This is a genomic window from Citrobacter sp. LST-B2 (genome assembly GCF_057983045.1).
In genome coordinates this window covers 113,250-138,831 of sequence record NZ_CP192598.1, presented here as the reverse complement: position 1 = coordinate 138,831, position 25,582 = coordinate 113,250, and the positions used below count along the sequence as shown (strand labels likewise).

Genomic DNA, 25,582 nt, shown 5'->3' with positions numbered 1-25,582 from the left:
ACCCTGGACGCTGATACGAGATGACGCATTATCACTTCTTTAAAATGCAGGATAAATCACGCGTACCCACACGACCATTCGGTGAATGGCTGAAGCCAACGCTATGTAGTGATATGATAAGAGGTATTCGTGTCTGAGATTGTCTCTGACTCCATAATTCATAGGTTACAGTTATGATCATCGTTACCGGCGGCGCGGGCTTTATCGGCAGCAACATCGTTAAGTCCCTGAATGATAAAGGTATCACCGATATCCTGGTGGTGGACAACCTGAAAGACGGCACCAAGTTTGTTAACCTGGTGGATCTGAACATTGCCGACTATATGGATAAAGAAGATTTCTTAATCCAGATTATGGCGGGCGAAGAGTTCGGCGAGATCGAAGCCATTTTCCACGAAGGGGCCTGCTCTTCCACCACCGAGTGGGACGGCAAGTACATGATGGATAACAACTATCAGTACTCCAAAGAGCTGCTGCATTACTGCCTGGAGCGCGAAATTCCGTTCCTGTATGCCTCTTCCGCTGCCACCTATGGCGGTCGCACGTCTGACTTCATCGAATCCCGCGAATATGAGAAACCGCTGAACGTTTACGGTTACTCTAAATTCCTGTTTGACGAGTATGTGCGTCAGATCCTGCCAGAAGCCAATTCACAGATCGTCGGCTTCCGTTACTTCAACGTCTACGGACCCCGCGAAGGCCATAAAGGTAGCATGGCAAGCGTGGCTTTCCATCTCAATACGCAACTCAACAACGGCGAAACGCCGAAGCTGTTTGAAGGTAGCGAAAACTTCAAGCGTGACTTCGTGTACGTCGGCGACGTGGCGGATGTAAATCTGTGGTTCTGGGAGAACGGCGTGTCCGGCATCTTTAACCTGGGTACCGGTCGTGCAGAATCCTTCCAGGCGGTGGCAGATGCCGCGCTGGCATACCATAAGAAAAGTGAACTTGAGTACATTCCGTTCCCGGAAAAACTGAAAGGTCGCTACCAGGCATTTACTCAGGCCGATCTGACCAACCTGCGCGCTGCGGGCTACGATAAGCCCTTCAAGACCGTTGCCGAAGGCGTTACGGAATATATGACCTGGCTGAACCGCGACGCGTAAGGCAGGCAATCTATGAGGATTCTGGTGATTGGCCCGTCCTGGGTAGGCGACATGATGATGTCGCAAAGTCTCTATCGCACGCTCAAGGCGCGCTATCCCCAGGCGATAATCGATGTGATGGCACCGGCATGGTGCCGTCCGTTGTTATCGCGGATGCCGGAAGTCAACGAGGCAATTCCAATGCCGCTCGGCCACGGCGCACTCGAACTTGGCGAACGCCGCAAACTGGGTCACAGTCTGCGTGAAAAACGCTACGATCGCGCTTACGTGTTGCCCAACTCGTTTAAATCAGCGCTGGTTCCTTTCTTTGCCGGTATCCCTCACCGTACGGGCTGGCGCGGTGAAATGCGCTACGGCCTGCTTAACGATGCGCGCGTACTGGATAAAGCCGCCTGGCCCTTAATGGTCGAGCGTTACGTGGCGCTGGCCTACGATAAAGGCGTGATGCGCACGGCGAAAGATCTGCCGCAGCCGCTATTGTGGCCGCAACTCCAGGTGAGCGAAGGTGAAAAGTCGTTAACCTGCAGCGCGTTTTCGCTTTCTGACGAACGTCCGATGATTGGCTTTTGCCCCGGCGCGGAGTTCGGTCCGGCAAAACGCTGGCCGCACTACCATTATGCGGAACTGGCGAAACAGCTCATCGATGAAGGCTATCAGATAGTGCTGTTTGGCTCGGCGAAAGATCATGAGGCTGGAAACGAAATTCTGGCGACATTGAGTGATGAACAACAGGCGTGGTGTCGTAACCTGGCGGGCGAAACACAGCTCGAACAGGCGGTCATATTGATTGGCGCGTGTAAAGCCGTTGTCACCAACGACTCCGGCCTGATGCACGTCGCCGCGGCGCTGAATCGCCCGCTGGTCGCTCTCTATGGCCCAAGTAGCCCGGATTTCACCCCGCCTCTGTCACATAAAGCACGTGTGATTCGCCTGATAACGGGCTATCACAAAGTACGCAAAGGCGATGCCGCCGAAGGCTATCATCAGAGTCTGATCGACATTACGCCGACGCGCGTACTGGAAGAACTCAACAGTCTGTTACTGCAAGAGGAAGCCTGACGAATGCGGGTTCTGATCGTCAAAACGTCCTCAATGGGTGATGTGCTACATACCCTGCCGGCACTCACGGATGCACAACAGGCCATCCCCGATATTCAGTTTGACTGGGTGGTTGAAGAAGGGTTTGCGCAGATACCGTCCTGGCATGCCGCGGTGAACCGTGTCATCCCCGTGGCGATTCGCCGTTGGCGTAAAGCCTGGTTTTCCGCGCCGATTAAAGCAGAACGCAAAGCCTTTCGCGATGCCGTACAGGCTGAGCGCTATGACGCTATCATCGACGCCCAGGGACTGGTGAAAAGCGCGGCGCTGGTCACACGTCTGGCGCATGGGGTTAAACACGGTATGGACTGGCAAACCGCGCGTGAACCGCTGGCCAGCCTGTTCTATAATCGCCGCCATCATATTGCCAGACAACAGCATGCCGTAGAGCGTACGCGCGAACTGTTTGCAAAAAGTTTAGGCTATCAAAAACCGGCGTCGCAGGGCGATTATGCCATTGCGCAGCATTTCCTTACCTTCGGAAGTACGGGTGAACAGCCCTATGCCGTCTTTTTGCATGCAACAACGCGCGATGATAAGCACTGGCCGGAAGCAAACTGGCGAGCGTTAATCGGTCTGTTAGCTGACAGTGGGATAAGCATTAAATTGCCCTGGGGCGCGCCTCATGAAGAAGCACGGGCGAAGAGGTTATCTGAGGGATTCGCTCACGTTGAGGTATTACCGCGAATGACGCTGGAAGGCGTCGCACGCGTGCTGGCGGGAGCAAAATTTGTCGTTTCAGTCGATACGGGGTTAAGCCATCTGACCGCCGCACTCGATCGACCTAATGTCACGTTGTACGGTCCTACGGATCCAGGGCTCATTGGTGGTTACGGGAAGAACCAGGTGGCGTGTCGTGCGCCAGGAAATCAATTAGCAATGCTAAACGCTGATTCAGTCCGCGACGAACTATCATCATTATTATAAAGGTAATTGAATGCCAACCTTGAGTCTTATCAGTCCCTGGCGCCACTACGCCACGAAGACGTCTTCAGCACTGGAAGTAACAACTTATTTGCTCTGTGCCATCACGCTGATTGTCGCAATGTTTGATAATACGCTAAGCATGAAGTTATATAATGTTACGGCGATATTGGGTCTGTTGGCGCTGCTATTACGCGGTAAACCTGAAAGCTATTCGGTACAGTATTGGTTGCTACCGCTCGCTATTTTTATCATCGGCGCGCTGGACGTCGTCTGGTATTCCGCCTTTAAGGTTGATCATTCTCCCTTTCGCGCGACCTATCACAGTTATTTGAACACGGCGAAAATCTTTCTCTTTGGCGCTTTTCTTACTTTGCTGGCGCTGACGTCAAGAATTCGCTTTAAGAAAGAGTTACCGCTTTATATCCTGTATTCGCTGTCATTTTTTATCGCGGGATATGCATATTACATAAAATCCACTACTGGCATGGCTCGTCTTGATTTCGGCATTGGTACGGCTACGGGCGCCGCCTACTCCATTATGTTTGTCGGGATTGTCAGCGGAATATCGATTCTCTACACCCAGCGGAATCACCCGATATTATTTTTATTGAATGCCATCGCGATATTCTATGCCCTGGCACTTACCCAGACGCGTTCCACTCTGTTGATCTTCCCGGTGATCTGTGCGCTGTCGTTGGTTGCCGGGTATATCAAGTCGCCAAAAAAACTCTTCTTTTCAGTCATTGGCTTTTTGATTGCGCTGGTTGTCCTGATCGCCATATTCAGTAAGCCGATTTATAACCGTTATCATGAAGGTGTTTCAGATTTGAATCGCTACAGTCAGGGCAACAGCAATAGTTCTCTGGGCGCTCGGCTGGCGATGTATGAGATTGGTTTTGATATCTTTAAAGACGCGCCGTTCGCGGCACGCTCGGCCGATACGCGGGCACAGCGAATGACGGAATTAGCGAAAGAACATAAGTACCTGCAAGGCGCACTCGAATTTTCGAATGTCCATTTGCACAATGAACTCATCGAAGCCGCCTCACTGAAAGGGATTGCCGGGGTTCTGTCGACGCTTTTCTTCTATATCGCGTTGTTCTTTACGGTCTATTATCACCGTTCGCTGGGACTGTTTGCATTAACGTTAGCCGCCATTGGAATCGGGCTGAGTGATGTTATTCTCTGGTCTCGGAGCGTACCAATCATCTTAATAACCGCGATCGTTTTAATGCTTTTCCTCAAGAAAAACCGACAGCACGGCGATATTGCGTCACAATAACCTGACGATCAGAAGTGAGCTATCACTCACTTCTGGTGTTTTGACAGCAACCCCTCTACCGATTCAGTCAGCACCTTCAGGCTAATATCCTTCACCGTATACGTCGGAGAGACCACCTGTAACGCATTGCAGTTATTCGGTGCCCAGATAAGGTGTGAGGGGTAGGTCGTTTGTCGCGCATTTGGATAAAGCGCGAGCGTAGGAATTTCATATGCCGATGCAATATGGACCAGTGCAGTATCCACGGAGATGACATACTGACTGAATTTTGTCAGTGCAACCGTATAAATGAATTCTTTAAAGGGCAGTGATTCAATGCCCGGTATCGCAATAGAGCGAATATCTTCGGCTAAGCCGGTAAAAATAATTCGGTAATCCGGATACTGTTTACAGAGATGCGAATAAATCGTACCGATCTGCTCATCAGACAGCCGGCAGATTTTCTTTGCCCCTAATGCATTGATAATAATTATTTTTGAGTCGCCAACAAAATTCAGAACATCTTTTTCAACCGACTCTGGCAGAGGTAAATCATAACTCACATCAAATTCATGACGTTCATCGCCATAAAAATGACGCAGTATTTCACTGGCCCGTGTACACATGTGCGCCGTTAACTTCTCATCATGCGGATGGTAAACGGTGTAGTAACGTTTATACCACTTATCAAAACCCAGGATATGAGCGTGTCTGACACCCGACAGCAACAGGCTGTGACCAAAGGAAGGCATGGTTTCAAAAGGATCAAGTACGATATCGAAAGATTCGCGGGAAAGACATTTACGTAATGCCAGTACATCACTGATTGCATTTGATTTTTTAATATAAAACTGATGTATGCGACGATTACCAGAAAGAAACGCTTTCCCCGTTTCTGTGGTTAATATTGACAGTTGTACACCACGATTAGTCAGTTCGCGATACAGCGAACTCAATACAATTAAATCGCCTAACTTGTTGTTATCATGGATTAGCAAGCAAGTCTTAATCTTGTCTGCATTAATTTTTGCTTTCTTTTTCCTGGCGAAGAAAAATGACAAAAAATTAATCTTAATTTTATTAATGCAGAATCTTTTTTTCTTATGAAAAGCACCTAAACCCATGCGAGTTACCACACTACAAATATAAAAGAGGTTAATACTAACTTACATAAGAATCGGCACGATCGTGAAGATCGTGCGCATTGTTCCTGATGTGCTGTCTGGAGGGTAACGCTGCGACATCCGCTGCCTTAATATAGGGAATAATATCATAGCTTATTGCGGTATCGTCAGACAGATTATAGATATTAAAGTCGTCAACGCTCTCACACATGAACTGGAAAAATGGCAGAATTTTGATTAAATCCTTGCTCAGTTCAGAAGGCATTGGATTGCGACTCTCATCATAAAAACGCGCACAGCTTCCGGTGATATCTAATCCGGAACAGATCGTGTTGTCATAACCTAATGAATACGCTATCTGCATCGCCGTATACGCCACTGTATGGCATGAGCAGTAACCTAAACTGATATCTTTACTAAATCCCACCAGTCTTTTACGTTTAGAAATGGGCACCCGAATCAAGAGGTTCTTATTCCATTTTGAAAGCATTTCTAGCTTCAGTTTCTTGAAAAAGCCGCCTTTTTCACGTTTATAAAATGCGCGTAAAATCAAACAATGAGTCCGCATATATTTCTTATCTTCTTCAGTAGCGGCTTCATAAACATCCATATTAACGACAGTAAACTTACTCGCCCGGCTAAATTTATAAAAATCGTGACGTCTTTGTAGCAAAAAACGCGCATCTGTTAAGACATAAATGAAGGGAGTAATATTATTACTGAGCAAGTATTCCGCAGCGCCGTTAACAGTAATGACATCATTGTTCTGCAAAAGAGAAAGCGGTGTCCATCGGGAGGTGGGTCCCGATAAGAAAATGATCACGTTATCAGATGTTCTGTTGGCAATAAGTTGCTGAACACCTGCTCGAGTTATAAACTTAACATTACTCATATGAAACCTGTAGGTTTGTCATGCAACTTAAATCACGATGAATCTTTGAGGAAAGTGTTCATGGTTTATCTTTAGCGAGGATGAGCAAACCAGACCGACCAGATTTGCTCACAAAATATACAAACTCATTTTTGCATTTAGAACGACTAAAAGCAATATTCTAAATAATCACATTGAAGCTTAGCGCACACTTTTACCTTTCAGACGGCGCAGGAAATTCCGCCATTTTTTCTTATAAACCAGCAGATAAAACCCCAAGTCTTTTCTATTATTTTCAATACCATAGTGGCGTTCTAAATCAATACGATCTTTCGCCATTCTCTGTCGGGAGGGTCTTTTTCCGGACAGATCGATTATTCTTATTTCATCATTTTGTAATATGAAGTTACCTTTATGCGGATCACCTGAGACCATACCATGCTGATGCAACCCTTGAATGGATTGCTTTATCTTCTCTTTCACATCATCGGAGATGACAGGCAGGTCTACCAGTTCAACCCCCTCGATATACTCAATGATCATGATGTAAGTATGCACATAACGAAGGGTCTTCACTTCAGCAAGCAAATAAAAGTCATTTAAGGCGTCAAAACCTTCCTGCCGCACGCGATCGGTCTGGTAAAAAAGCTTTTCGTAGTAATCCCCTTTAACCAACGACTTAAAAAATCGCTCAGTATTTTTTACTTTAGGGTGAAATACTTTCAGGATATATTTCCCATGGTCAGTATCAATTAATACGACCTTGGTATCCTCAATACTACGAAAGACTCTTAACACTTTAAGATTATGCGTTAAAAAATCATTGAAAATATCAATGTATTTCTCGCCATCTTGTTTTACAAATACGGTATAGTTTTTAATTTTTGTTTCAGTGATCATAATTATAAAGGTATTATTTCGCTAAAATTTTACGATAGAGGTACGCTACACCCGCAATTACTCCACGCAGATAATGTTTTTGAACCAAAAGATGTTTATATCTTTTTTTATACTCAACCATCGTTCGCGCATCTTTAGCAGGAACCCCTTTCCACGGTGATTTAATAAATGCATTAGTATAATAAATCGCGGAGGGATAATTTGCCCAGGCATGCCAGGGTTTTGTCGCCCCTGTATAGTGAATCAGTTTTGTATCAGCATGGATTATATTTAAATATTTTTTATGCGTCTTATCGCTTAATTCACTTTTAATGGTATAAATTGTATTGTATTCACGAGGTAAAAAATTAACTTTATCGCGCAGCAGTATATTCAGGACATCCTGATCCGGATATTTAAAAAAAGTTGCACTTCCATCACTGTCTGTCAAAAGAGACAACGCCCTGGCAGTTAATTGGTTCTCAGCCCATCGCCTTAGATTTATCAAGACAACACCGGAGTTGAAATATCGACCCTGAAGATTAAAAGAGGGTAGCCTTTCATTTACCCTAGACTGTATTGAGTCAACATCTTTTACCACGGCAGCGACGTTATCATTGAGATCAAGGTCCAGAAGATAGTCCAGAGAGCCTTTGCAAATGACATCAGCATCAAGATACAGCAATTTTTCCAGTTTATAGTGAAAAAAATCAAAAGCGAAAAGTCGAAAATACATGGCTCTTGACCAGACCTGTGTTTTCGGCAATACCTCAAGGCATTTGACATTGATAAGGTATAATGAAATTTTTATCTTATGCTCTTGCACCAGCGCTTCAATCTTATCAACGAAGCTTTGTGTATAGTTATCGCAGATAATATGAAAAGCAACATTTATATCATTATGAATTAATACCGAGGTAATAGACACCCCGACACCATCAAGATAGTTTTCATCAATTCCATAAGAGATATTTAATGTATTACCATTATTATCATAGCGCTCATCAAAAACTTTATATTCTGCTATCTCTATTTCAGGAAATGAGTCCACTGCGCCACCTATAATTATATTTATTTAATAATTTTGCTTTTAAAGTAAAGTGCATAATCTACCAGACCAGAGAAATATTGCTTCTGGTTGAACATATGCTTCGCCGCATAACGCAACTGATGACTGTTGTTAGGTTTCAGCAATTCAACATTACACCAGGGTGATAACTTTTTCGCATTCAAAAAGCTTTGCGCGATAGGGTAGTTGCCCCATTGATGCCAGGGCTTAGTCGGCCCAATATAATGAATGAACACCGTATTTTCATCCACAGGGTTAACCACATCACGCTTTAATTCGTAATTGATGCTGAATTGGGTATTAAACTTCTTGCCAATAAAACGCGCCTTGCCGACCAGCAACATATTCAGTACATCCTGGTCCAGGTGAGTGATACGCTGTACTACATCAGGATCGCGTAACATCTCGATAGCCTTGCGGGAAATATCTTCAGCAGTCCAGACAGGAAGATTAATCAGCAAAAAGCCCGCATTAAAGTAGCCAGAAACCAGTCCCGGCGTTGCCAGACTGACTGAGCGTTTCGTCCACCACTCTGACTCTCCCTCCGCTACCACGGCCGCAATTTCATGTTCAGCAAACTGGAGGTCAATCAGTTCTTGTACACTTCCCTGACAGGCAATATCTGCATCCAGATACAGTACCCTGTCTATTTTTCCAGCGAAGTGGTCGGCGATAATAAACCGGAAGTACGTTGCATATGACCAGTTTTTAGTACTTGGTAATAATTTCAACTGCTCACAGTCAACGAGATACACCACGATTTGGGTGGCGTATTGCTTTGCCAACGCATTAAATCGCGCCTGTTCATCATTGCTAAATGAGTCCGTAAAGACATGAAAGGAAAATGGTGTATCGGGGTTAGCAATCAGTATTGACGCAATGGACACACCGCAACCAAAAAGGAAGTTCTTGTCGATGCCATACGCAATATTAAAGTTATCAACATCACTATATTCTGCATAGTTATAATCTAAAGTCAGCTGAATGACTTTTTCTTCAAAATACGTTTGAGTCATAGTGATCACTTATTGATTTTGGAAAATATCGCACTTCTTAAATGCTGGAAATAGACTTCATTATAGAAGTTTTCTATCGTCTCAGGAATAAGATGACTATCATACTTCATCTGACCTGAGAGGATTTGATTGAGCAGATGAGTAAACTGTTGGAGATCCTTCGGAGGATACAATTCACCATTGATACCCGGTTTGATCATATCCCGTGGACCAGACATACAGTCAGAGCTAATGCAAGGAATGCCATACGACATGGCTTCAAGTATCGCCATGCCAAATCCCTCAAAGGATGACGTGAGCAACAATGCCGATACTTTTTTAATGTCATTTCGAACTACCTGCCATGGATTGACCTGCCAACCATGCCAGGTAATACGATTATCAATCCCCAGTTCTCGTCCATAGGACTGACATTTTTCAAAATCTGAACCGTCACCAACGACATGCAACCGCCATTCGCCTTCCGCATGGGATAATCCATCCAGCAGATCCTTAATCCTTTTTTGCCCTTCAAACTTCATCCTTCCGACATACAGAAAGACTGCGGGTTGGCCTTTTTCTGGTTGTGGAATAATTTCTGACTTTCTGGAAACGGGATTATAAACAACGGTAATATTTTTTTGATCAATACCCCGTTCGATCATCTGGTGTTTGATACCACTACTGATTGCCAGATGATAATCTGCCCAGCTAACACATTCGGCGTGTTTTTTATGATCCAGCGAAAAATGTGGCCAGGAGAATATCGTAAAATTCTGCTCTGCTTTCTTCCGCGCTTTACTGGCGAACAGGCAAGACAGCACATCAATACAGATCACCACATCGGGTTCTGTTTTCTTTAGCCAGTGGCTAAACGTGTGGATATGCTTTGCCCGACGTAAAAAGCCCAGACGGATAGTGGAGAAAGAGCATGAGTAGTTAATACCGCTTAACCATGCCTTATCCATTTTGTCATGTCGGCAAAAGAAAAACATCTCACACTGGATTGCAGAATGTTCAGCCTGAAAGTTGTTGATAACATCCCGGATGACCGTTTCCATTCCACCAAACCCGGACACAGCTTCGCCAATAAATGCGATTTTCATAATTTTTTGCTTTACATTAAATATTGAGCCATCGTTATTGATACTCATTGTTCTTGAATTCGTTGATTATCGTTTCCAACATGCAGTCAGGACTGTATTTATATAAAATATCATGTGTAACAGGCTCGACAGGCGCATCAAGAAAAGACTCAAACTGATCCCACACATGATATCCTAGGATAAAGAAACGTTCTTTTACATATATATCAGAATTCAATATACTTTTATTATTGGTGATTACTTTTTTATTAAAATACAGGGCTTCTAATATACGTAAAGTCCAGCCAGTTTGATCTTCCCGTGTTATGTCAATAAGTACATCTGATGCCAACGAGCGTTTTAAATTTTCATTAAAGGATAAAGGTTTATTTATTATATAACTCGAATCATACTTGCTGTTATCATCACCGACAACGTTAAAATCCAGGGTGACATTGTATGACATTAACGTGCTTGCAAGTTCCGTTAATAACTTTAACCTGTTTTTATCTTTACCCAAGAAATAGCAAACTGATTTTTCGTTTCTTCTTTCATCAGAAATATACTGTGTTACTTCATGGAGTCCAACAGGGAAAAATTGCTCTAAATGTTTTACTTTTTGAACCTTAATATCCTTTCGCTCAAAATCATAAATAAAATCAAAAGAGTCTGCATGTTTTTCAATAAATGACTCATTCACAGAGTTTCTTAACAGAAGAACTTTATGACATTTTAGATTAGTAATGATTTGAGGGGTGATGCCTTTAGTTATAACACTATCATTAAATACGGCAATGTCGTGCGATTCCAACCCCTGGAGATAGGTTTTAATAAACTGCTTCCCCAACCAATTGGTATTGATGTCTAGTTTTCTTATTTTTTTTGCAACCCACACATACCGGGATGGGACTGAAATATTAGCTACCTGATAATGTTTTTGTAGGTAACCAATCATGTTTAGTTCATAATCAGCTTTCCAGTTTATAAAATATACTGTCATCTAAGATCACACTATCAGTGTTTTATAAATACACAAATAAAAAATCTAAATCATAGACCTTTACGTTGTGTCCGCTCTCTGATTTGCACAGCTTTTGTCTCGGCATGTGATATCAGGTTCGATTCTTCGTGCAGAATCGTTTTCAGCGAAGCATCAAAATAAACCCGCATAAACCGCCAGATATCCCGCTGTGTCAACCCGATGTTTAGCGACGAAAAATAGAGGCCAATCAGGTCTTTATCACGCCAGCGGCGAGGAACTTTCGTACGAATCTGTGCCCTGTGTAGATCAATAACCGAAATCTTTAAGTCTTCTTTATTGCCTGAAAAAGGCAGATGCAGCAGGAAGTGGCAGATATAGCAATCACGGTGATTGATTCCACCAGCGTGCATCTTGCGCACCATCGTGGCCACACGGTCAATAATCATCCACTTGACGTTGACGTCCGGTGGATTCGTTGCCCAATCCACACAATAGTCTTCCAGACTAATGGTCGGCGTGAGATCTTCGGTAATAATAAACGACGTTTTGGTCAGAGGGTTGAGCCCTTTCTCACCGAAACCAACTCCATACATCGTATCCACGCCTAAATCCTGGAGGCGATGAATAGCGTTCCATTCTCTGTCAGCGCCCAAAACCGGCATCCGCAGCGAGAGAAGGTTTTTGACAATTTCCTTGAGAGAAGTACCCCGATGCCATTTAAGGAAATAGCTTTTCCCCGCCAGTTCAAATCGCAGCGTACGACGAGTTTCCAGCTCCCTGAAGACTTCACCCTGCAGCGTTTTGACTTCCTCAAACGCGTCTTTCCCGCGCCATAATGTGGCTAACGGTTCTTTCAATTCAACCATCCAGACCACCTGTAATAATGTCCGCCGCCTTTTCCGGCAGACTGTACAAATCTTGCGTATCCGCATAATGCCGCGCGTTTTCTGCCCACGCTGCACGCAATGACGGCTGGGTCAGCGCTTTACGCAAAATGTCGTTCAACGCGTCCTGCCGCCAGGGTTCTTCAATGACATCGCCACAGTTAACCTGCGTAATATAATGCGCATAACCGCAAACGGCCGTGGTCAACACTGGCAAGCCAGCAGTAATCGCCTCCAGCAGAACAATACCTGCCGCTTCCTGATAGGCCGGGTGCAGTAACAAATCGGCGGCAGCCATCAACTCCGCGACATCATTGCGTCCGGAGAAAAAATGTACATTACTGCGCACGCCGCGTTTTTCTGCCAGCGCTTCAAATTTGCGTGGCTTATCCTGACCGACAATATACAAAAGTGTGTTATGCCGCAGCGCCGCCGGAAGTGACGCAAGTGCTTCAATCGAACGATCCACCCCTTTGCGGGTAAAATCAGAGCCAACCTGCAACAGTAAGTTTTGCTGCTCCGAAATACCGTTCTTCTGGCGAACGATTTCACGGGCATTCGGGATTTGCGCACTGTATTTTCTGTCCGGGTAAATCCCCGGAGGGAGAATATGAAAACGCTCCGCTTCGGTTTGATAATGCTTCTGGAAATCAGCAATCTGCGTATCCGTCAGCATTAATAACTGCGTCGGTTTACCCTGTTCAAACGTTGCCCGTTCAAACGCCGCATAATGACGATAACGGGAGGTCAGACGATAGAAAAAGCCTTTTTCTTGCTCAACTTTTTCGGCATAACAGACATCCGCGGCAAAATAGACATCCAGGCCTGGCATCTTGTTAAACCCTACGACCCTGTCAACGGGATGCTCACGCAAATGCGCCTGTACCCAGGCATAATATTCCGCATTACGCCCATGGTTGGTCCGCGATTTAACCGGTACACGAATGAGCTCAAAAGCATCCGGGCATTCTCCGTCCCACGATTGGGTATAAATACGGACCTGATGACCTCGGGCTGCGACGGTTTGCGCAATGCGCATAAAGTCACGTTGTAGTCCGCCGAACGGAAAATACTTATACAAACAAAAAGCCACGATCATACTGGCGCATCCATTTCGATAATTTGCGCGTTCTGCGGCAACAGTTTTTCCGTTGCCGCAATCACATCCTCAACGGGAATAACGGACATATATTTTTTGTTACGGTCCAGCTCAGATCGTTTAGGCATCGGCTGATAGTCCCCTGCCCAGAACTGAATAATATTGTCAGTCCAGGGGCGCCAGAAGACATGGTCTGTCGCGCCAAATAGACATATCACCGGCGTTTTGACCGCCGCGGCGATATGCCCTGGGGCTGAATCAACGCCAATAAAAAGGGCGGCATGATCAATCAGCGCGCCTAATTCCGGGAATCGGGTTTTACCTGCCAGCCCGGTTACCGGTTTGGTTTCGCACCCCAGCGCAATCTCTTCCACACAGGCTAAATCGTCAGCAGAAGGGCCGGACGTCAGCACGACCTGATAACCACGACGTTCAAGAGCATCAATGACGCGGGAAAATTTGTCATTATCCCAGCACTTAAATAACTGCCTTGCCGTAGGTTGAATCACCACATACTGATGCGTCACGCCAAGCTGGCGCAACTGCCGACGCATATTCTCCCAGTGTTCAGGTCGATAGCTCATCGTCGTTTCAGTAACAATATGCTCCAGCCCCAGCGGTTTGAGTGCTGACAGCGTACGTTCGACAACGTGTTCGCCGGAATAGGGAACGAGATGGGTAAAACTCTGTTTCCAGAATGCAGACTGCCGGTTGGCGAAATCCTGGGATATTTTTACTTTTGCGTGTAAAAAACGGACAATCAGCGCCACGATCCACTGATCGGTCAGGTTGATGACCAGATCATATTGGTTGTTGCGTAAGGTCTTAATCAGCGAAAGCGTATTTTTAATTTTCTCTGCCGCCCCTGTTCCCTTATTACTGATGCCATAAAGGGTATTAATCTCGGGGTTTTCCGACAAAATAGGCATCGTATCCTGGTAAAGAAGCATATCGATTTTGGCGTCAGGATAGTTCTGCTTCAGCGTACTGATAACGGGAGTGGTTAATAGCATATCCCCGTGGAAACGCATCTTGATGACCAGAATTTTTCGAAAAGGCTTTTCCACACGCGACTCTTTTGTTGTGATTGTCCGATAAAGTTAAGCAGAAAACAGCACGCTACCGCCCCAGGCTCAACAGCTACCCGATCACTGATATTGCACTGACTTTTACGCGCTAGTGTATCACTTCTTTCGCTGCGATCCGACTCGAATAAATTAACCGCAAAGTGGGTGTTTTTCTTTTTTAAATCAAATCGATATTAACCTGAGCATCGTTTTTTTCGTCACCGATTGGCTCGGTTAACAACGGCAATAGCAGTAAAAATCAATAAATGGCATAAAAATTCAAAAAAGATGAGCCGGGCTGGCGGAATAAGTCGGACTTAAAGCTATTTAAGTCAAAAACAGGAAAAGTAATGGTAAAGCCCTGGCTAAATACATAGAATCCCCAGCACATCCATAAGTCAGCTATTTACTATGCTCGAATTGCTTTACACCGCCCTTCTCTACCTTATTCAGCCTTTGATCTGGATACGGCTTTGGGTGCGCGGACGTAAGGCCCCGGCCTACCGTAAACGCTGGGGTGAACGCTACGGTTTTTACCGTCGCCCCCTGAAACCGGGCGGGATTATGCTCCATTCCGTCTCTGTCGGCGAAACACTGGCAGCCATTCCTTTGGTTCGCGCCCTGCGACATCGCTACCCCGATCTACCGATCACGGTCACCACGATGACGCCAACCGGCTCCGAGCGTGTCCAGTCAGCCTTCGGTAGCGATGTTCAGCACGTCTACCTGCCTTACGATTTACCCGATGCGCTGAGTCGCTTTCTGAACAAGGTTGATCCTAAGCTGGTGCTGATTATGGAAACGGAGCTATGGCCGAACCTGATTGCCGCGCTTCATAAACGGCATATTCCACTGGTCATCGCCAATGCGCGTCTTTCTGCCCGCTCCGCTGACGGTTACGCGAAGTTGGGGAAATTTATCCGCCGAATCCTTCGTCGTATTACGCTAATTGCAGCGCAAAATGAAGAGGATGGTCAGCGCTTTGTGACGCTGGGCGCGAAGAACAATCAGGTGACCGTCACCGGCAGTCTGAAGTTCGATATTTCCGTGACGCCACAGCTTGCCGCAAAAGCTGTTACGCTGCGTCGCCAGTGGGCGCCGCATCGCCCGGTGTGGATCGCAACCAGTACTCATGATGGTGAAGAGAGTATTATCATCGCCGCGCATCAGGCATTGTTACACCAGTTCCCCAACCTGCTGTTGATTCTGGTCCCGCGTCATCCGGAACGCTTCCCGGATGCGATTAACCTCGTGCGTGAAGCCGGGCTAAGCTATACCACCCGTTCCTCCGGCGAAGTCCCCTCGGCCAGTACCCTGGTCGTTGTAGGTGACACGATGGGTGAACTGATGCTGCTTTACGGAATTGCGGATCTGGCATTTGTCGGAGGATCACTGGTTGAACGTGGCGGACATAACCCGCTGGAAGCCGCGGCACACGCAATTCCGGTGCTAATGGGACCCCATACCTTCAATTTCAAAGATATTTGCGCCCGTCTGGAGCAGGCCAGCGGTTTGATTACGGTCACGGACGCCACAAGTCTTGCCAAAGAGGTTTCCTCTTTACTGACCGATGCCGATTATCGTAATTTCTATGGTCGTCACGCAGTTGAAGTTCTCTATCAAAACCAGGGGGCGTTACAGCGCCTGCTACAGCTGCTGGAACCTTATCTGCCACCGAAAACGCATTGAGGGCTGTTATGCAAAAACGGGCGATTTATCCAGGTACTTTTGATCCGTTGACGAACGGCCATATCGATATCATCACGCGTGCTACGCAGATGTTTGATCATGTCATTCTGGCGATTGCGGCAAGTCCCGGTAAAAAACCGATGTTCAGCCTTGAAGAACGTGTCGCGCTGGCTCAGCAGGCCACTGCCCATCTGTCTGGCGTTGAAGTGCTAGGTTTTAGCGATCTGATGGCCAACTTTGCGCGTGAGCAACAGGCCAACATCCTGATTCGTGGATTGCGCGCCGTCGCGGATTTTGAATACGAAATGCAGTTGGCCCACATGAATCGGCATTTGATGCCAGAGCTGGAAAGCGTCTTTCTGATGCCTTCTAAAGAGTGGTCCTTCATCTCATCGTCACTGGTGAAAGAAGTGGCCCGCCATCAGGGTGATGTCACCCACTTCCTTCCCGAGAATATTCATCAGGCGCTGTTGGCAAAGCTCAAATAGCGCCCCGCATCCGGGACGCCCCGTCTTACTTCTGGCACTGACGGCAATAGAACGTCGCACGCTGCGCGTGTTTCGATGCTACGATCGGCGTTCCGCACACTCTGCATGGCTCACCTTTACGGCCATAGACCTGCAACTCTTGAGCAAAATAGCCCGGTTTACCATCGCTTTGCAGAAAATCTTTCAGCGTCGTTCCCCCCTGTTCTATTGAACGCAGCAGAACGGCCTTAATCACGCGCACCAGCAGTTCATATTCAGCCGGCGACAATGACGACGCCAGACGGTCAGGATGAATACCCGCAGCAAACAGGGATTCACTGGCGTAGATATTTCCGACCCCCACGACCAGCTTATTATCCATCAACCAGGGTTTAATCGCCGTTTTCTTCTTCGCACATTTCTGTTGCAGGTATTCGCCGTTGAAAGCATCGCTTAGCGGTTCAGGACCGAGATGCGCCAGTACGTTGTGCCCTTCCAGTTCTTTCGTCCACAGCCAGGCACCAAAGCGACGGGGATCGATGTAGCGCAGGACTTTACCGTTACTCATCACTAAATCGACATGGTCATGTTTTTCTGCCGGCAGTTCTTCAGGAAGGATACGTAGACTGCCTGACATCCCCAGGTGAATGATGATCCAGCCATCGGGTAGCTCCAGCAGAAGGTATTTCGCACGGCGCTGAACGCTGAGCACCGGTTTGTCGCTCAGACGGTAGATCTCTTCTGATACCGGCCAACGCAGACGTCCATTACGCACATTGGCATGCAGAATGGTTGCCCCGACCAGATGCGGTTCAATACCGCGGCGGCTGGTTTCGACTTCAGGTAATTCAGGCATAACGTCTCCGGCTGTGTATCAGGTCTCACTAATATGGGGATGGCCAGAAAACAAAAAACCCCGCCGAAGCGAGGTTTTTCATTACAGCAAAGCGAGACTTACTTAATTTTCGCTTCTTTGTAGAGAACGTGCTGACGGACAACTGGATCGAATTTTTTCAGTTCCAGTTTTTCCGGCTTAGTACGTTTGTTCTTCGTGGTGGTATAGAAGTGACCAGTACCAGCAGAAGAAACCAGCTTGATCTTCTCACGAATACCTTTAGCCATGATTTATTTCCTCTTAGTACTTAGTACTTTTCGCCACGGGCACGCAGTTCAGACAGAACTGTATCGATGCCTTTCTTATCAATTACACGCATACCTTTAGCAGATACACGCAGGGTGACAAAACGCTTTTCGCTCTCAACCCAGAAACGGTGAGAGTGCAGGTTAGGCAGGAAACGGCGTTTAGTCGCGTTCAGTGCGTGGGAACGGTTGTTACCGGTCACCGGACGCTTGCCAGTAACTTGGCAGACTCGGGACATGTCTATTCTCCAAAAATCAAATTAGCTCGAGCTTCGTATGGGGTATCGGCGCCTCGTCAGGCTTTACAGCCCGGTCATCGCGGTTCTACACCTCACCCTTCAAGCTGCCTTAACGCAACGTGAATGATTGGGTGTCTAAGTGAACACTCGATTGCCAGGCCCAAATGCCAAACCCGAGATTCTCAAAGGTGGCGTAGTATACGCTGAGTCAGCGATGTGCTCAAGTCCCGAACAGACAAAGATCCCGATGGATCGCGCAAAGTGCGTCAAATCCAACCTCGTTCCGCAAACGAAACGTACTCTCCGCGTCCAATGACAAGGTGATCAAGCACACGGATATCCATGAACTGACAGCATTTTACGACACGCTCGGTGATAAGTTTATCCGCTTTGCTCGGCTCTGCACACCCCGACGGATGATTATGGGCAAGGATCACCGCAGATGCATTGATTTTTATCGCTTCACGAATAATTTCACGCGGATGGATCTCAACATGGGTGAGTGTGCCAGAGAAAAGGCGGCTATGTTTAATGACATGGTGTTGAGAATCGAGAAAAACCACCATGAAAACTTCCCGCGCCTCCCCCGCTAATTGGCTCTGCAAAAAATCCCGTGTTAACACCGGGCTGAGTAATGGGTTCGTACCTTTTATTTGCACTTCATAAAAGCGCCTGGCCAGTTCCGCGATGCCTTTAAGCTGCGCATACTTTGCTACGCCAATCCCTGTCACCGCGCTGAATTGAGAGTAGTCCGCCGTCAACAAGCTATAAAGAGAGCCAAAATGTTCCAGGATCTCTTTTGCCAGTGCAAAGACATCTTTCCCGGGCGTTCCGGTCCGTAAGAAGAGCGCCAGTAGTTCGTCATCCGTCAGCGTATCGACCCCAAGCGCCAACAGTTTTTCCCTCGGCAGCACATATTCAGCAGTTTCCATCCCCACACCTCCTCATGCCAGCATGCATGGTGGCACGGCCCGTAGGGGGAATCGACGTACAATTTTCACTCCTGCGTAGCGCCTCGCAAAGTGATTCATGGGTGAACGCACGACAGTTTACGGATTGTGATAAAATATCCGCCTTCTGGTGTAATCCAACAGGAATGATCATGATGAGCCTGGCCGGTAAAAAAATCGTTCTCGGCGTCAGCGGCGGCATTGCTGCCTACAAAACCCCTGAACTGGTGCGTCGTCTGCGCGAACGCGGCGCTGATGTCCGTGTGGCAATGACCGAGGCGGCTAAAGCCTTTATTACCCCACTCAGCTTACAGGCGGTTTCCGGGTATCCCGTTTCCGACAGCCTGCTGGATCCCGCGGCAGAGGCCGCAATGGGCCATATTGAGTTAGGAAAATGGGCCGACCTGGTGATTCTCGCCCCGGCCACCGCAGATCTTATCGCGCGTGTCGCAGCCGGCATGGCAAACGATCTGGTGTCTACGATTTGTCTGGCTACCCCTGCGCCCGTTGCTGTTTTACCGGCAATGAACCAGCAGATGTACCGGGCTGCGGCAACGCAGCATAATCTGGGCGTTCTGGCTTCTCGTGGGTTGCTCATCTGGGGACCAGACAGCGGCAGCCAGGCATGCGGTGATGTAGGGCCGGGCCGTATGCTGGATCCTTTAACGATTGTCGATATGGCCGCGGCACATTTCGTCCCTGTCAACGATCTGCAACATCTTAACATCATGATTACCGCGGGCCCGACGCGCGAACCGCTCGATCCGGTGCGCTACATTTCCAACCACAGCTCCGGCAAAATGGGGTTTGCCATCGCCGCCGCCGCAGCCCGTCGCGGGGCGAACGTTACGCTGGTCGCCGGCCCGGTATCATTACCCACGCCGCCTTTTGTACAGCGTGTTGATGTGATGACCGCTCTGGAAATGGAAGCGGCGGTACAATCCGCCGTCCAACAGCAACATATTTTTATCGGCTGCGCTGCCGTAGCAGACTATCGCGCCGCAATTGTCGCCCAGGAAAAAATTAAGAAACAAGCAACACAAGGTGATGAATTAACAATAAAAATGGTCAAGAACCCAGACATCATCGCCGGGGTTGCCGCACGTAAAGACCATCGCCCCTATGTCGTTGGGTTTGCCGCGGAAACGAATAATGTGGAAGAATATGCCCGGCAAAAACGTATCCGTAAAAACCTTGATTTGATCTGTGCAAACGATGTTTCGCTTTCAACTCAAGGGTTTAATAGCGACAGCAACGCTTTACACCTTTTCTGGCAGGATGGAGATAAAGTCTTACCGCTTGAGCGCAAAGCACTCCTGGGCCAATTATTACTCGACGAGATCGTGACCCGTTATGATGAAAAAAATCGACGTTAAGATTCTGGACCCGCGTGTCGGCAAGCAATTCCCGCTGCCGACGTATGCCACCTCCGGCTCCGCCGGACTTGACCTGCGGGCTTGTCTCGATGACGCCGTAGAACTGGCGCCGGGCGCAACCACGCTGCTGCCAACCGGGCTGGCTATTCACATCGCCGATCCGTCTCTGGCTGCCGTCATCCTGCCGCGTTCGGGTCTGGGCCATAAGCATGGTATCGTGCTGGGCAACCTGGTGGGGTTGATTGATTCTGACTATCAGGGGCAGCTAATGGTATCCGTCTGGAACCGTGGTCAGGACAGTTTTACCATTGAGCCGGGCGAACGTATCGCACAGATGGTCTTTGTGCCAGTCGTGCAGGCCGAATTTAATCTGGTGGAAGAGTTTGATGCCACCCACCGTGGTGAAGGCGGTTTCGGCCATTCCGGTCGTAAGTAAGAAAGTTACGCATCCCGATAACGTCATAACATCACCGCAAGCCCTGGGTTTGCGGTCATAGTGTGGATGCTCGCCTGCAAGTGCTTATTTTCAGGGGTATTTTGTAACATGGCAGAAAAACAAACTGCGAAAAGGAATCGTCGCGAAGAAATACTTCAGTCTCTGGCGCTGATGCTGGAATCCAGTGATGGAAGCCAGCGCATCACAACAGCAAAACTGGCGGCTTCTGTCGGCGTTTCCGAAGCGGCATTGTATCGCCACTTTCCCAGCAAGACCCGCATGTTCGATAGCCTGATTGAGTTTATCGAAGACAGTCTGATCACCCGTATCAATTTGATTTTGAAAGATGAAAAAGATACTCACGCGCGTGTGCGCCTGATTGTGTTATTGATTCTGGGTTTCGGCGAACGCAATCCTGGCCTGACGCGCATCCTGACTGGACATGCGTTGATGTTTGAACAAGATCGCCTGCAAGGACGTATCAACCAACTGTTCGAACGCATTGAAGCACAACTGCGCCAGGTATTGCGGGAAAAGCGGATGCGTGAAGGTGAAGGGTACGTGACGGATGAAACGTTACTGGCAAGTCAACTGCTCGCCTTCTGCGAAGGTATGCTGTCGCGCTTTGTGCGTAGCGAATTCAAATACCGTCCTACGGATGATTTTGATGCCCGCTGGCCACTGCTCGCCGCGCAACTGCAGTAATGTTTGCCGGATAGCGCACGCGTTATCCGGCCACTCACGTTAAACGCCGAACGCTTCCCGATACGCCCGCACCGCTGCCAGATGCTCTGCCATTTCCGGCTTCTCTTCCAGATAGGCAATCAGGTCTTTCAGGGTGATGATGGAAATCACCTTACAGCCATAATCGCGCTCGACTTCCTGAATGGCAGAAATCTCGCCACGTCCGCGTTCCTGACGATCCAAAGAGATCAGCACACCAGCCAGCGTTGCACCATTGGCCTGGATGATTTCCATCGATTCCCGGATGGCCGTACCAGCGGTGATCACATCATCTACCAGCATCACGCGGCCTTGTAATGCGCTGCCAACCAGATTGCCACCTTCTCCGTGATCTTTGGCTTCTTTGCGGTTAAAGCAGTACGGCAGGTCTTTGTCATGATGTTCCGCCAGCGCGACCGCCGTGGTCGTCGCAATGGGAATGCCTTTGTAAGCCGGGCCAAAAAGCAGATCAAATTCAATGCCAGAATCCACTAATGCTTCAGCGTAAAAACGGCCTAACAGTGCCAGATCGCGCCCGGTATTAAACAGGCCGGCGTTGAAGAAATAGGGGCTCTTGCGCCCGGATTTCAGCGTGAACTCGCCAAACTTGAGTACCTGTTTGTTAAGCGCAAACTCAATAAACTGGCGTTGATAGGGTTTCATGGATTCGCTCCTCATTTCACTTTCATCGTTGACAAAATCTACGGACAAAAAAAAGGCGACTCATTGGTCGCCTTAAAATCAATTCTCTAGCGCCGCCTTCTGCGTCGCAACAATGGATTCGATTCCCCCTCGGGCCAGTGCCAGCAAGGTGAGAAGTTCTTCATGGCTGAACGGCTCACCTTCTGCCGTCCCCTGCACCTCAATGATTCGTCCATCTTCGGTCATCACCACGTTCATGTCGGTTTCCGCCGCTGAGTCTTCAACGTACTCTAGATCGCAGAGCGCTTCGCCGTTAACGATCCCCACGGATACCGCAGCAACCATCCCTTTCATCGGATTGGTTTTCAGCTTACCGCTGGCCACCAGTTTGTTCAGCGCATCTGCCAGCGCCACACAGGCACCGGTAATGGAAGCGGTACGCGTGCCGCCATCGGCCTGGATCACATCGCAGTCCAGGGTGATAGTAAATTCACCCAACGTTTTGAGATCGACTGCAGCGCGCAGCGCACGGGCGATCAGACGCTGAATTTCCATTGTACGGCCGCCCTGCTTGCCTTTTGCGGCTTCGCGCGCGTTACGGGTATGCGTTGCACGCGGCAACATGCCATATTCAGCGGTGATCCAGCCCTGGCCCTGACCTTTCAGAAAACGCGGTACGCCTTCTTCAATCGAGGCCGTGCACAGCACTTTGGTATCTCCAAATTCGACCAGCACCGAGCCTTCAGCGTGTTTTGTATAGTTACGGGTCAGGGTTACGGGACGCACCTGATTAGCGCTACGGCCTGCTGGACGCATATTGAGATCTCCGGCTTAAACGAATGTGGCTGCGCATTATACGGACTTCCGGCGGTTATTCCTATCCTGACAAGGCCGGGATGGCTATAATCCTCCCATCTCTCCTTTAAAAACAGGAACGTCTATGATCCGCAGTATGACCGCCTACGCCCGGCGTGAAATCAAGGGTGAATGGGGTAGCGCCACCTGGGAAATGCGCTCGGTAAACCAGCGTTATCTGGAAACTTACTTTCGTCTGCCGGAACAGTTCCGTAGCCTTGAGCCTGTTGTTCGTGAACGCATTCGTACGCGCCTGACGCGCGGTAAAGTCGAATGCATGCTGCGCTTTGAACCCGATGCCAGCGCGCAGGGCGAGCTCATCCTGAATGAAAAGCTCGCAAAACAACTCGTGAATGCGGCTAACTGGGTCAAAATGCAGAGTGATGAAGGGGAAATCAATCCGGTCGATATCCTGCGCTGGCCCGGTGTTATGGCAGCACAGGAGCAGGATCTGGACGCCATTGCTGCAGAAATCCTGACCGCACTCGACGGCACGCTCGACGATTTCATCGTTGCCCGCGAAACGGAAGGTCAGGCACTGAAAACGCTGATCGAACAACGTCTGGAAGGTGTCAGCGCTGAAGTTGTTAAGGTCCGCGCCCATATGCCAGAAATTCTGCAATGGCAGCGCGAGCGTCTGGTCGCTAAGCTTGAAGACGCTCAGGTCCAACTGGAAAACAACCGTCTGGAACAAGAACTGGTCCTGATGGCACAGCGCATTGATGTGGCAGAAGAACTGGATCGCCTGGACGCCCACGTTAAAGAAACCTACAACATCCTGAAGAAAAAAGAGGCAGTAGGCCGCCGTCTGGACTTCATGATGCAAGAATTCAATCGAGAATCGAATACGCTGGCGTCAAAATCCATTAATGCGGAAGTGACCAATTCCGCCATCGAACTGAAAGTTTTAATCGAGCAAATGCGCGAGCAGATCCAGAATATCGAGTAACGTTTCACGCGATCTCGCGTTGTCTCACTAAGTCTCGTCAGGATAAAAAGGCCATTGTAAATCATGGCCTTTTTTGTTTTATATAGTCTCATATCGTATCACTACAGCGCGTGTTCTGCGTGTACTTAAAGGTGTACTTATTCAGGTTTAAGTACACACATTTAAGTACACCCCCTCTGATGATGAGAGACATATGGGAAAACTGACAGACATACAAATCCGTACATGGATTAGAAACAATGAGCACTTTGCGGGTCGCTCTGACGGGAATGGGTTATACATATGTTTTCCAGAGACTTATAGCGCCCCATTCTGGCGATTTCGCTACAAAATGGCGGGCAAAGCCAGAGTTATGCTGATTGGCTATTACTCCAGCATTTCGCTCGCGAAAGCGCGAGAAATCGCAAAAGAGCTTTCCGCTCGTGTTGCTCTGGGACATGACGTAGCGGGAGAGAAGCAAGAACGTAAAGCTGAAGCGCTGAAGAAGATGGAAGAAGAGAAACATGCGCTCCGTGTTTCAGAACTAGCTGCGGAATACTTTGAACGTCAGATTCTCAATCGGTGGAAGCATCCTGACATTCTGCGCCGTCGTATAGACAAAGACATCAATCCAACAATCGGGCATCACAGAATCGAAGATGTCAAACCCTGGCATATCGACGATATGCTGCAAAAAATCGTCCAGCGTGGCGCTCCGACAGTCGCCAATGACGTGCTTCGATGGACTCGCCGTATTTTTGATTACGGTATCAAACGACATATGCTTGAAAGCAATCCTACTAGTGCTTTTGAAATCTCAGATGCTGGCGGACAGGAACAAAGCAGAGAGCGCTGGCTCAGCCGTGAAGAATTGATGAAGCTCTTCCAGGCTATGCCCATGACAAAAGGCTTCTCACGTCAAAACGAGCTGACAATGAAGCTTCTGCTGGTGTTTTGCTGCCGTAAGATGGAGCTTTGCGGGGCACGCTGGGAGGAGTTTGATCTTGATGAAGCTATCTGGCACTTACCCGCAGAGCGGGTTAAGAATGGCGATGCGATCGATATCCCTATCCCTGCACCTGCGCTTAAATGGCTAAAAGAGCTGCATCAGATGTCCTGTAATAGCCAGTGGGTGCTTCCAGCCAGAAAGATGCAGCACCGTATGATCCCTCACATACAAGAAAGCACATTGCCTGTGGCCTTAAGCAAGGTAAAGGGTAATCTTCCTGGTGTACCTAATTTTACTATTCATGACTTTCGGCGTACCGCGCGATCGCATCTGGCGGCATTAGGGGTTGATCCGGTAGTTGCAGAGCGTTGTCTGAATCACAGGATCAAAGGCGTTGAGGGGATATATAACCGTTATCAGTATTTTGATGAGAGGAGGCAAGCGTTAGAGCTATGGGCTGACTTGCTTGTTTCTTTGGAAAGAGGTGAGGGTTATAACGTGATGCCGTTGAGAAAGAGCAAAGTGTGAAGAGTATTGGCACATAATCGATTTGATAGTCGTCTATGTGCCATAAGCGGACCAAAACTAGAGCATTACGAATCAGGAGAAGAATGAAATGGCTATCCCTGCGATGAGTAACCCAAAGCCTCAAAATTGAAAGACACCACAATTAGCCCATTTACCTAAATGGCCCAAAAATATTAACTACAGCTAGAGATTTTTACAGTTGTAGGTAGCGAT

At 48.0% G+C, this 25,582-nt stretch carries 27 protein-coding genes and 1 pseudogene; 11 read left to right on the top strand and 17 right to left on the bottom strand.

Features of this window, described 5'->3' with window-relative positions:
• Nucleotides 1-173 precede the first annotated feature (173 nt).
• The 4 genes and pseudogenes from rfaD to ACQ0PY_RS00650 form a co-directional block, all read left to right on the top strand.
• Nucleotides 174-1,106 carry an ADP-glyceromanno-heptose 6-epimerase gene (gene rfaD / locus ACQ0PY_RS00665; RefSeq protein WP_042998615.1) on the top strand — a complete coding sequence of 311 codons (933 nt, stop codon included), beginning with the start codon at nucleotides 174-176 and terminating at the stop codon, nucleotides 1,104-1,106.
• Between the two features lie 12 nt (nucleotides 1,107-1,118).
• Complete coding sequence (gene rfaF, locus ACQ0PY_RS00660) at nucleotides 1,119-2,165, top strand: ADP-heptose--LPS heptosyltransferase RfaF (protein ID WP_109739692.1); 1,047 nt, start codon at nucleotides 1,119-1,121, stop codon at nucleotides 2,163-2,165.
• Between the two features lie 3 nt (nucleotides 2,166-2,168).
• A complete protein-coding gene (gene rfaC / locus ACQ0PY_RS00655) occupies nucleotides 2,169-3,131 on the top strand; it encodes a lipopolysaccharide heptosyltransferase RfaC (protein WP_099433928.1) in 963 nt (320 codons plus the stop codon).
• A 10-nt stretch (nucleotides 3,132-3,141) separates the two neighbouring features.
• Nucleotides 3,142-4,146, top strand: a pseudogene (locus tag ACQ0PY_RS00650) (O-antigen ligase family protein); the annotation flags it as partial.
• Between the two features lie 101 nt (nucleotides 4,147-4,247).
• On the opposite strand, the gene ACQ0PY_RS00645 reads toward ACQ0PY_RS00650, so the two are convergent.
• The 11 genes from ACQ0PY_RS00645 to rfaQ form a co-directional block, all read right to left on the bottom strand.
• Nucleotides 4,248-4,340 carry a hypothetical protein gene (locus ACQ0PY_RS00645; protein ID WP_418225177.1) on the bottom strand — a complete coding sequence of 31 codons (93 nt, stop codon included), beginning with the start codon at nucleotides 4,338-4,340 and terminating at the stop codon, nucleotides 4,248-4,250.
• A 99-nt stretch (nucleotides 4,341-4,439) separates the two neighbouring features.
• Nucleotides 4,440-5,516 carry a glycosyltransferase family 9 protein gene (locus tag ACQ0PY_RS00640; protein WP_109739693.1) on the bottom strand — a complete coding sequence of 359 codons (1,077 nt, stop codon included), beginning with the start codon at nucleotides 5,514-5,516 and terminating at the stop codon, nucleotides 4,440-4,442.
• Between the two features lie 37 nt (nucleotides 5,517-5,553).
• Nucleotides 5,554-6,408 (bottom strand): 3-deoxy-D-manno-oct-2-ulosonate III transferase WaaZ, encoded by an 855-nt coding sequence (gene waaZ, locus ACQ0PY_RS00635; protein WP_109739694.1) that lies wholly within the window; start codon nucleotides 6,406-6,408, stop codon nucleotides 5,554-5,556.
• A 180-nt stretch (nucleotides 6,409-6,588) separates the two neighbouring features.
• A complete protein-coding gene (rfaY, locus tag ACQ0PY_RS00630) occupies nucleotides 6,589-7,287 on the bottom strand; it encodes a lipopolysaccharide core heptose(II) kinase RfaY (protein WP_044267560.1) in 699 nt (232 codons plus the stop codon).
• A 13-nt stretch (nucleotides 7,288-7,300) separates the two neighbouring features.
• Nucleotides 7,301-8,317 (bottom strand): glycosyltransferase family 8 protein, encoded by a 1,017-nt coding sequence (locus tag ACQ0PY_RS00625; RefSeq protein WP_109739695.1) that lies wholly within the window; start codon nucleotides 8,315-8,317, stop codon nucleotides 7,301-7,303.
• A 20-nt stretch (nucleotides 8,318-8,337) separates the two neighbouring features.
• Nucleotides 8,338-9,351, bottom strand: a complete 1,014-nt coding sequence (waaO, locus tag ACQ0PY_RS00620) for a lipopolysaccharide 3-alpha-galactosyltransferase (RefSeq protein ID WP_109739696.1) — start codon at nucleotides 9,349-9,351, stop codon at nucleotides 8,338-8,340.
• 5 nt (nucleotides 9,352-9,356) lie between these two features.
• Nucleotides 9,357-10,436 (bottom strand): lipopolysaccharide 1,6-galactosyltransferase, encoded by a 1,080-nt coding sequence (waaB, locus tag ACQ0PY_RS00615; RefSeq protein ID WP_054177216.1) that lies wholly within the window; start codon nucleotides 10,434-10,436, stop codon nucleotides 9,357-9,359.
• A gap of 34 nt (nucleotides 10,437-10,470) precedes the next feature.
• Nucleotides 10,471-11,415 carry a WaaS/CpsH family glycosyltransferase gene (locus ACQ0PY_RS00610; protein WP_150547117.1) on the bottom strand — a complete coding sequence of 315 codons (945 nt, stop codon included), beginning with the start codon at nucleotides 11,413-11,415 and terminating at the stop codon, nucleotides 10,471-10,473.
• Between the two features lie 50 nt (nucleotides 11,416-11,465).
• Nucleotides 11,466-12,263, bottom strand: coding sequence for a lipopolysaccharide core heptose(I) kinase RfaP (rfaP, locus tag ACQ0PY_RS00605; RefSeq protein ID WP_109739698.1), 798 nt, complete (start codon nucleotides 12,261-12,263; stop codon nucleotides 11,466-11,468).
• On the bottom strand, nucleotides 12,256-13,380 hold the full coding sequence (locus tag ACQ0PY_RS00600; RefSeq protein ID WP_334262946.1) for a glycosyltransferase family 4 protein: 1,125 nt from the start codon (nucleotides 13,378-13,380) through the stop codon (nucleotides 12,256-12,258). Before ACQ0PY_RS00600 ends, rfaP begins: the two co-directional genes overlap by 8 nt.
• Entirely contained in the window at nucleotides 13,377-14,447 is a 1,071-nt protein-coding gene (gene rfaQ, locus ACQ0PY_RS00595) for a lipopolysaccharide core heptosyltransferase RfaQ (RefSeq protein WP_072185418.1), read from the bottom strand. The genes ACQ0PY_RS00600 and rfaQ overlap by 4 nt, the downstream gene beginning before the upstream one ends.
• Nucleotides 14,448-14,858: 411 nt before the next feature.
• On the opposite strand from rfaQ, the gene waaA reads away from it, so the two are divergent.
• Both waaA and coaD read left to right on the top strand, forming a co-directional pair.
• Complete coding sequence (gene waaA, locus ACQ0PY_RS00590) at nucleotides 14,859-16,136, top strand: lipid IV(A) 3-deoxy-D-manno-octulosonic acid transferase (RefSeq protein WP_109739700.1); 1,278 nt, start codon at nucleotides 14,859-14,861, stop codon at nucleotides 16,134-16,136.
• An 8-nt stretch (nucleotides 16,137-16,144) separates the two neighbouring features.
• Nucleotides 16,145-16,624 carry a pantetheine-phosphate adenylyltransferase gene (gene coaD, locus ACQ0PY_RS00585; RefSeq protein ID WP_042998629.1) on the top strand — a complete coding sequence of 160 codons (480 nt, stop codon included), beginning with the start codon at nucleotides 16,145-16,147 and terminating at the stop codon, nucleotides 16,622-16,624.
• A gap of 25 nt (nucleotides 16,625-16,649) precedes the next feature.
• On the opposite strand, the gene mutM is transcribed toward coaD, so the two are convergent.
• The 4 genes from mutM to radC form a co-directional block, all read right to left on the bottom strand.
• Entirely contained in the window at nucleotides 16,650-17,459 is an 810-nt protein-coding gene (mutM, locus tag ACQ0PY_RS00580; RefSeq protein ID WP_109739701.1) for a bifunctional DNA-formamidopyrimidine glycosylase/DNA-(apurinic or apyrimidinic site) lyase, read from the bottom strand.
• Between the two features lie 98 nt (nucleotides 17,460-17,557).
• The gene (gene rpmG / locus ACQ0PY_RS00575; protein ID WP_003024094.1) at nucleotides 17,558-17,725 is read right to left on the bottom strand and encodes a 50S ribosomal protein L33; all 168 of its coding nucleotides are present in this window, start codon (nucleotides 17,723-17,725) and stop codon (nucleotides 17,558-17,560) included.
• Between the two features lie 20 nt (nucleotides 17,726-17,745).
• Complete coding sequence (rpmB, locus tag ACQ0PY_RS00570; RefSeq protein WP_002436699.1) at nucleotides 17,746-17,982, bottom strand: 50S ribosomal protein L28; 237 nt, start codon at nucleotides 17,980-17,982, stop codon at nucleotides 17,746-17,748.
• Between the two features lie 266 nt (nucleotides 17,983-18,248).
• A complete protein-coding gene (radC, locus tag ACQ0PY_RS00565) occupies nucleotides 18,249-18,914 on the bottom strand; it encodes a RadC family protein (protein ID WP_042998631.1) in 666 nt (221 codons plus the stop codon).
• A 173-nt stretch (nucleotides 18,915-19,087) separates the two neighbouring features.
• On the opposite strand from radC, the gene coaBC reads away from it, so the two are divergent.
• From coaBC to slmA, 3 genes are all read left to right on the top strand, one after another.
• Nucleotides 19,088-20,308 (top strand): bifunctional phosphopantothenoylcysteine decarboxylase/phosphopantothenate--cysteine ligase CoaBC, encoded by a 1,221-nt coding sequence (gene coaBC / locus ACQ0PY_RS00560; protein WP_090050294.1) that lies wholly within the window; start codon nucleotides 19,088-19,090, stop codon nucleotides 20,306-20,308.
• Nucleotides 20,286-20,744: a dUTP diphosphatase gene (dut, locus tag ACQ0PY_RS00555; RefSeq protein ID WP_042998633.1), complete on the top strand. Its 459-nt coding sequence runs from the start codon at nucleotides 20,286-20,288 to the stop codon at nucleotides 20,742-20,744. Before coaBC ends, dut begins: the two co-directional genes overlap by 23 nt.
• Nucleotides 20,745-20,852: 108 nt before the next feature.
• Complete coding sequence (gene slmA, locus ACQ0PY_RS00550; RefSeq protein ID WP_042998634.1) at nucleotides 20,853-21,449, top strand: nucleoid occlusion factor SlmA; 597 nt, start codon at nucleotides 20,853-20,855, stop codon at nucleotides 21,447-21,449.
• A gap of 39 nt (nucleotides 21,450-21,488) precedes the next feature.
• On the opposite strand, the gene pyrE is transcribed toward slmA, so the two are convergent.
• Both pyrE and rph read right to left on the bottom strand, forming a co-directional pair.
• A complete protein-coding gene (pyrE, locus tag ACQ0PY_RS00545) occupies nucleotides 21,489-22,130 on the bottom strand; it encodes an orotate phosphoribosyltransferase (RefSeq protein ID WP_042998635.1) in 642 nt (213 codons plus the stop codon).
• Between the two features lie 78 nt (nucleotides 22,131-22,208).
• The gene (gene rph / locus ACQ0PY_RS00540; RefSeq protein ID WP_042998636.1) at nucleotides 22,209-22,925 is read right to left on the bottom strand and encodes a ribonuclease PH; all 717 of its coding nucleotides are present in this window, start codon (nucleotides 22,923-22,925) and stop codon (nucleotides 22,209-22,211) included.
• A gap of 124 nt (nucleotides 22,926-23,049) precedes the next feature.
• Between rph and ACQ0PY_RS00535 the strand changes: the two genes are divergently transcribed.
• Together ACQ0PY_RS00535 and ACQ0PY_RS00530 are read left to right on the top strand one after the other, a co-directional pair.
• Nucleotides 23,050-23,913: a YicC/YloC family endoribonuclease gene (locus ACQ0PY_RS00535; protein ID WP_042998637.1), complete on the top strand. Its 864-nt coding sequence runs from the start codon at nucleotides 23,050-23,052 to the stop codon at nucleotides 23,911-23,913.
• 193 nt (nucleotides 23,914-24,106) lie between these two features.
• Complete coding sequence (locus tag ACQ0PY_RS00530) at nucleotides 24,107-25,369, top strand: tyrosine-type recombinase/integrase (protein WP_334262947.1); 1,263 nt, start codon at nucleotides 24,107-24,109, stop codon at nucleotides 25,367-25,369.
• The last annotated feature ends 213 nt before the right edge of the window (nucleotides 25,370-25,582 follow it).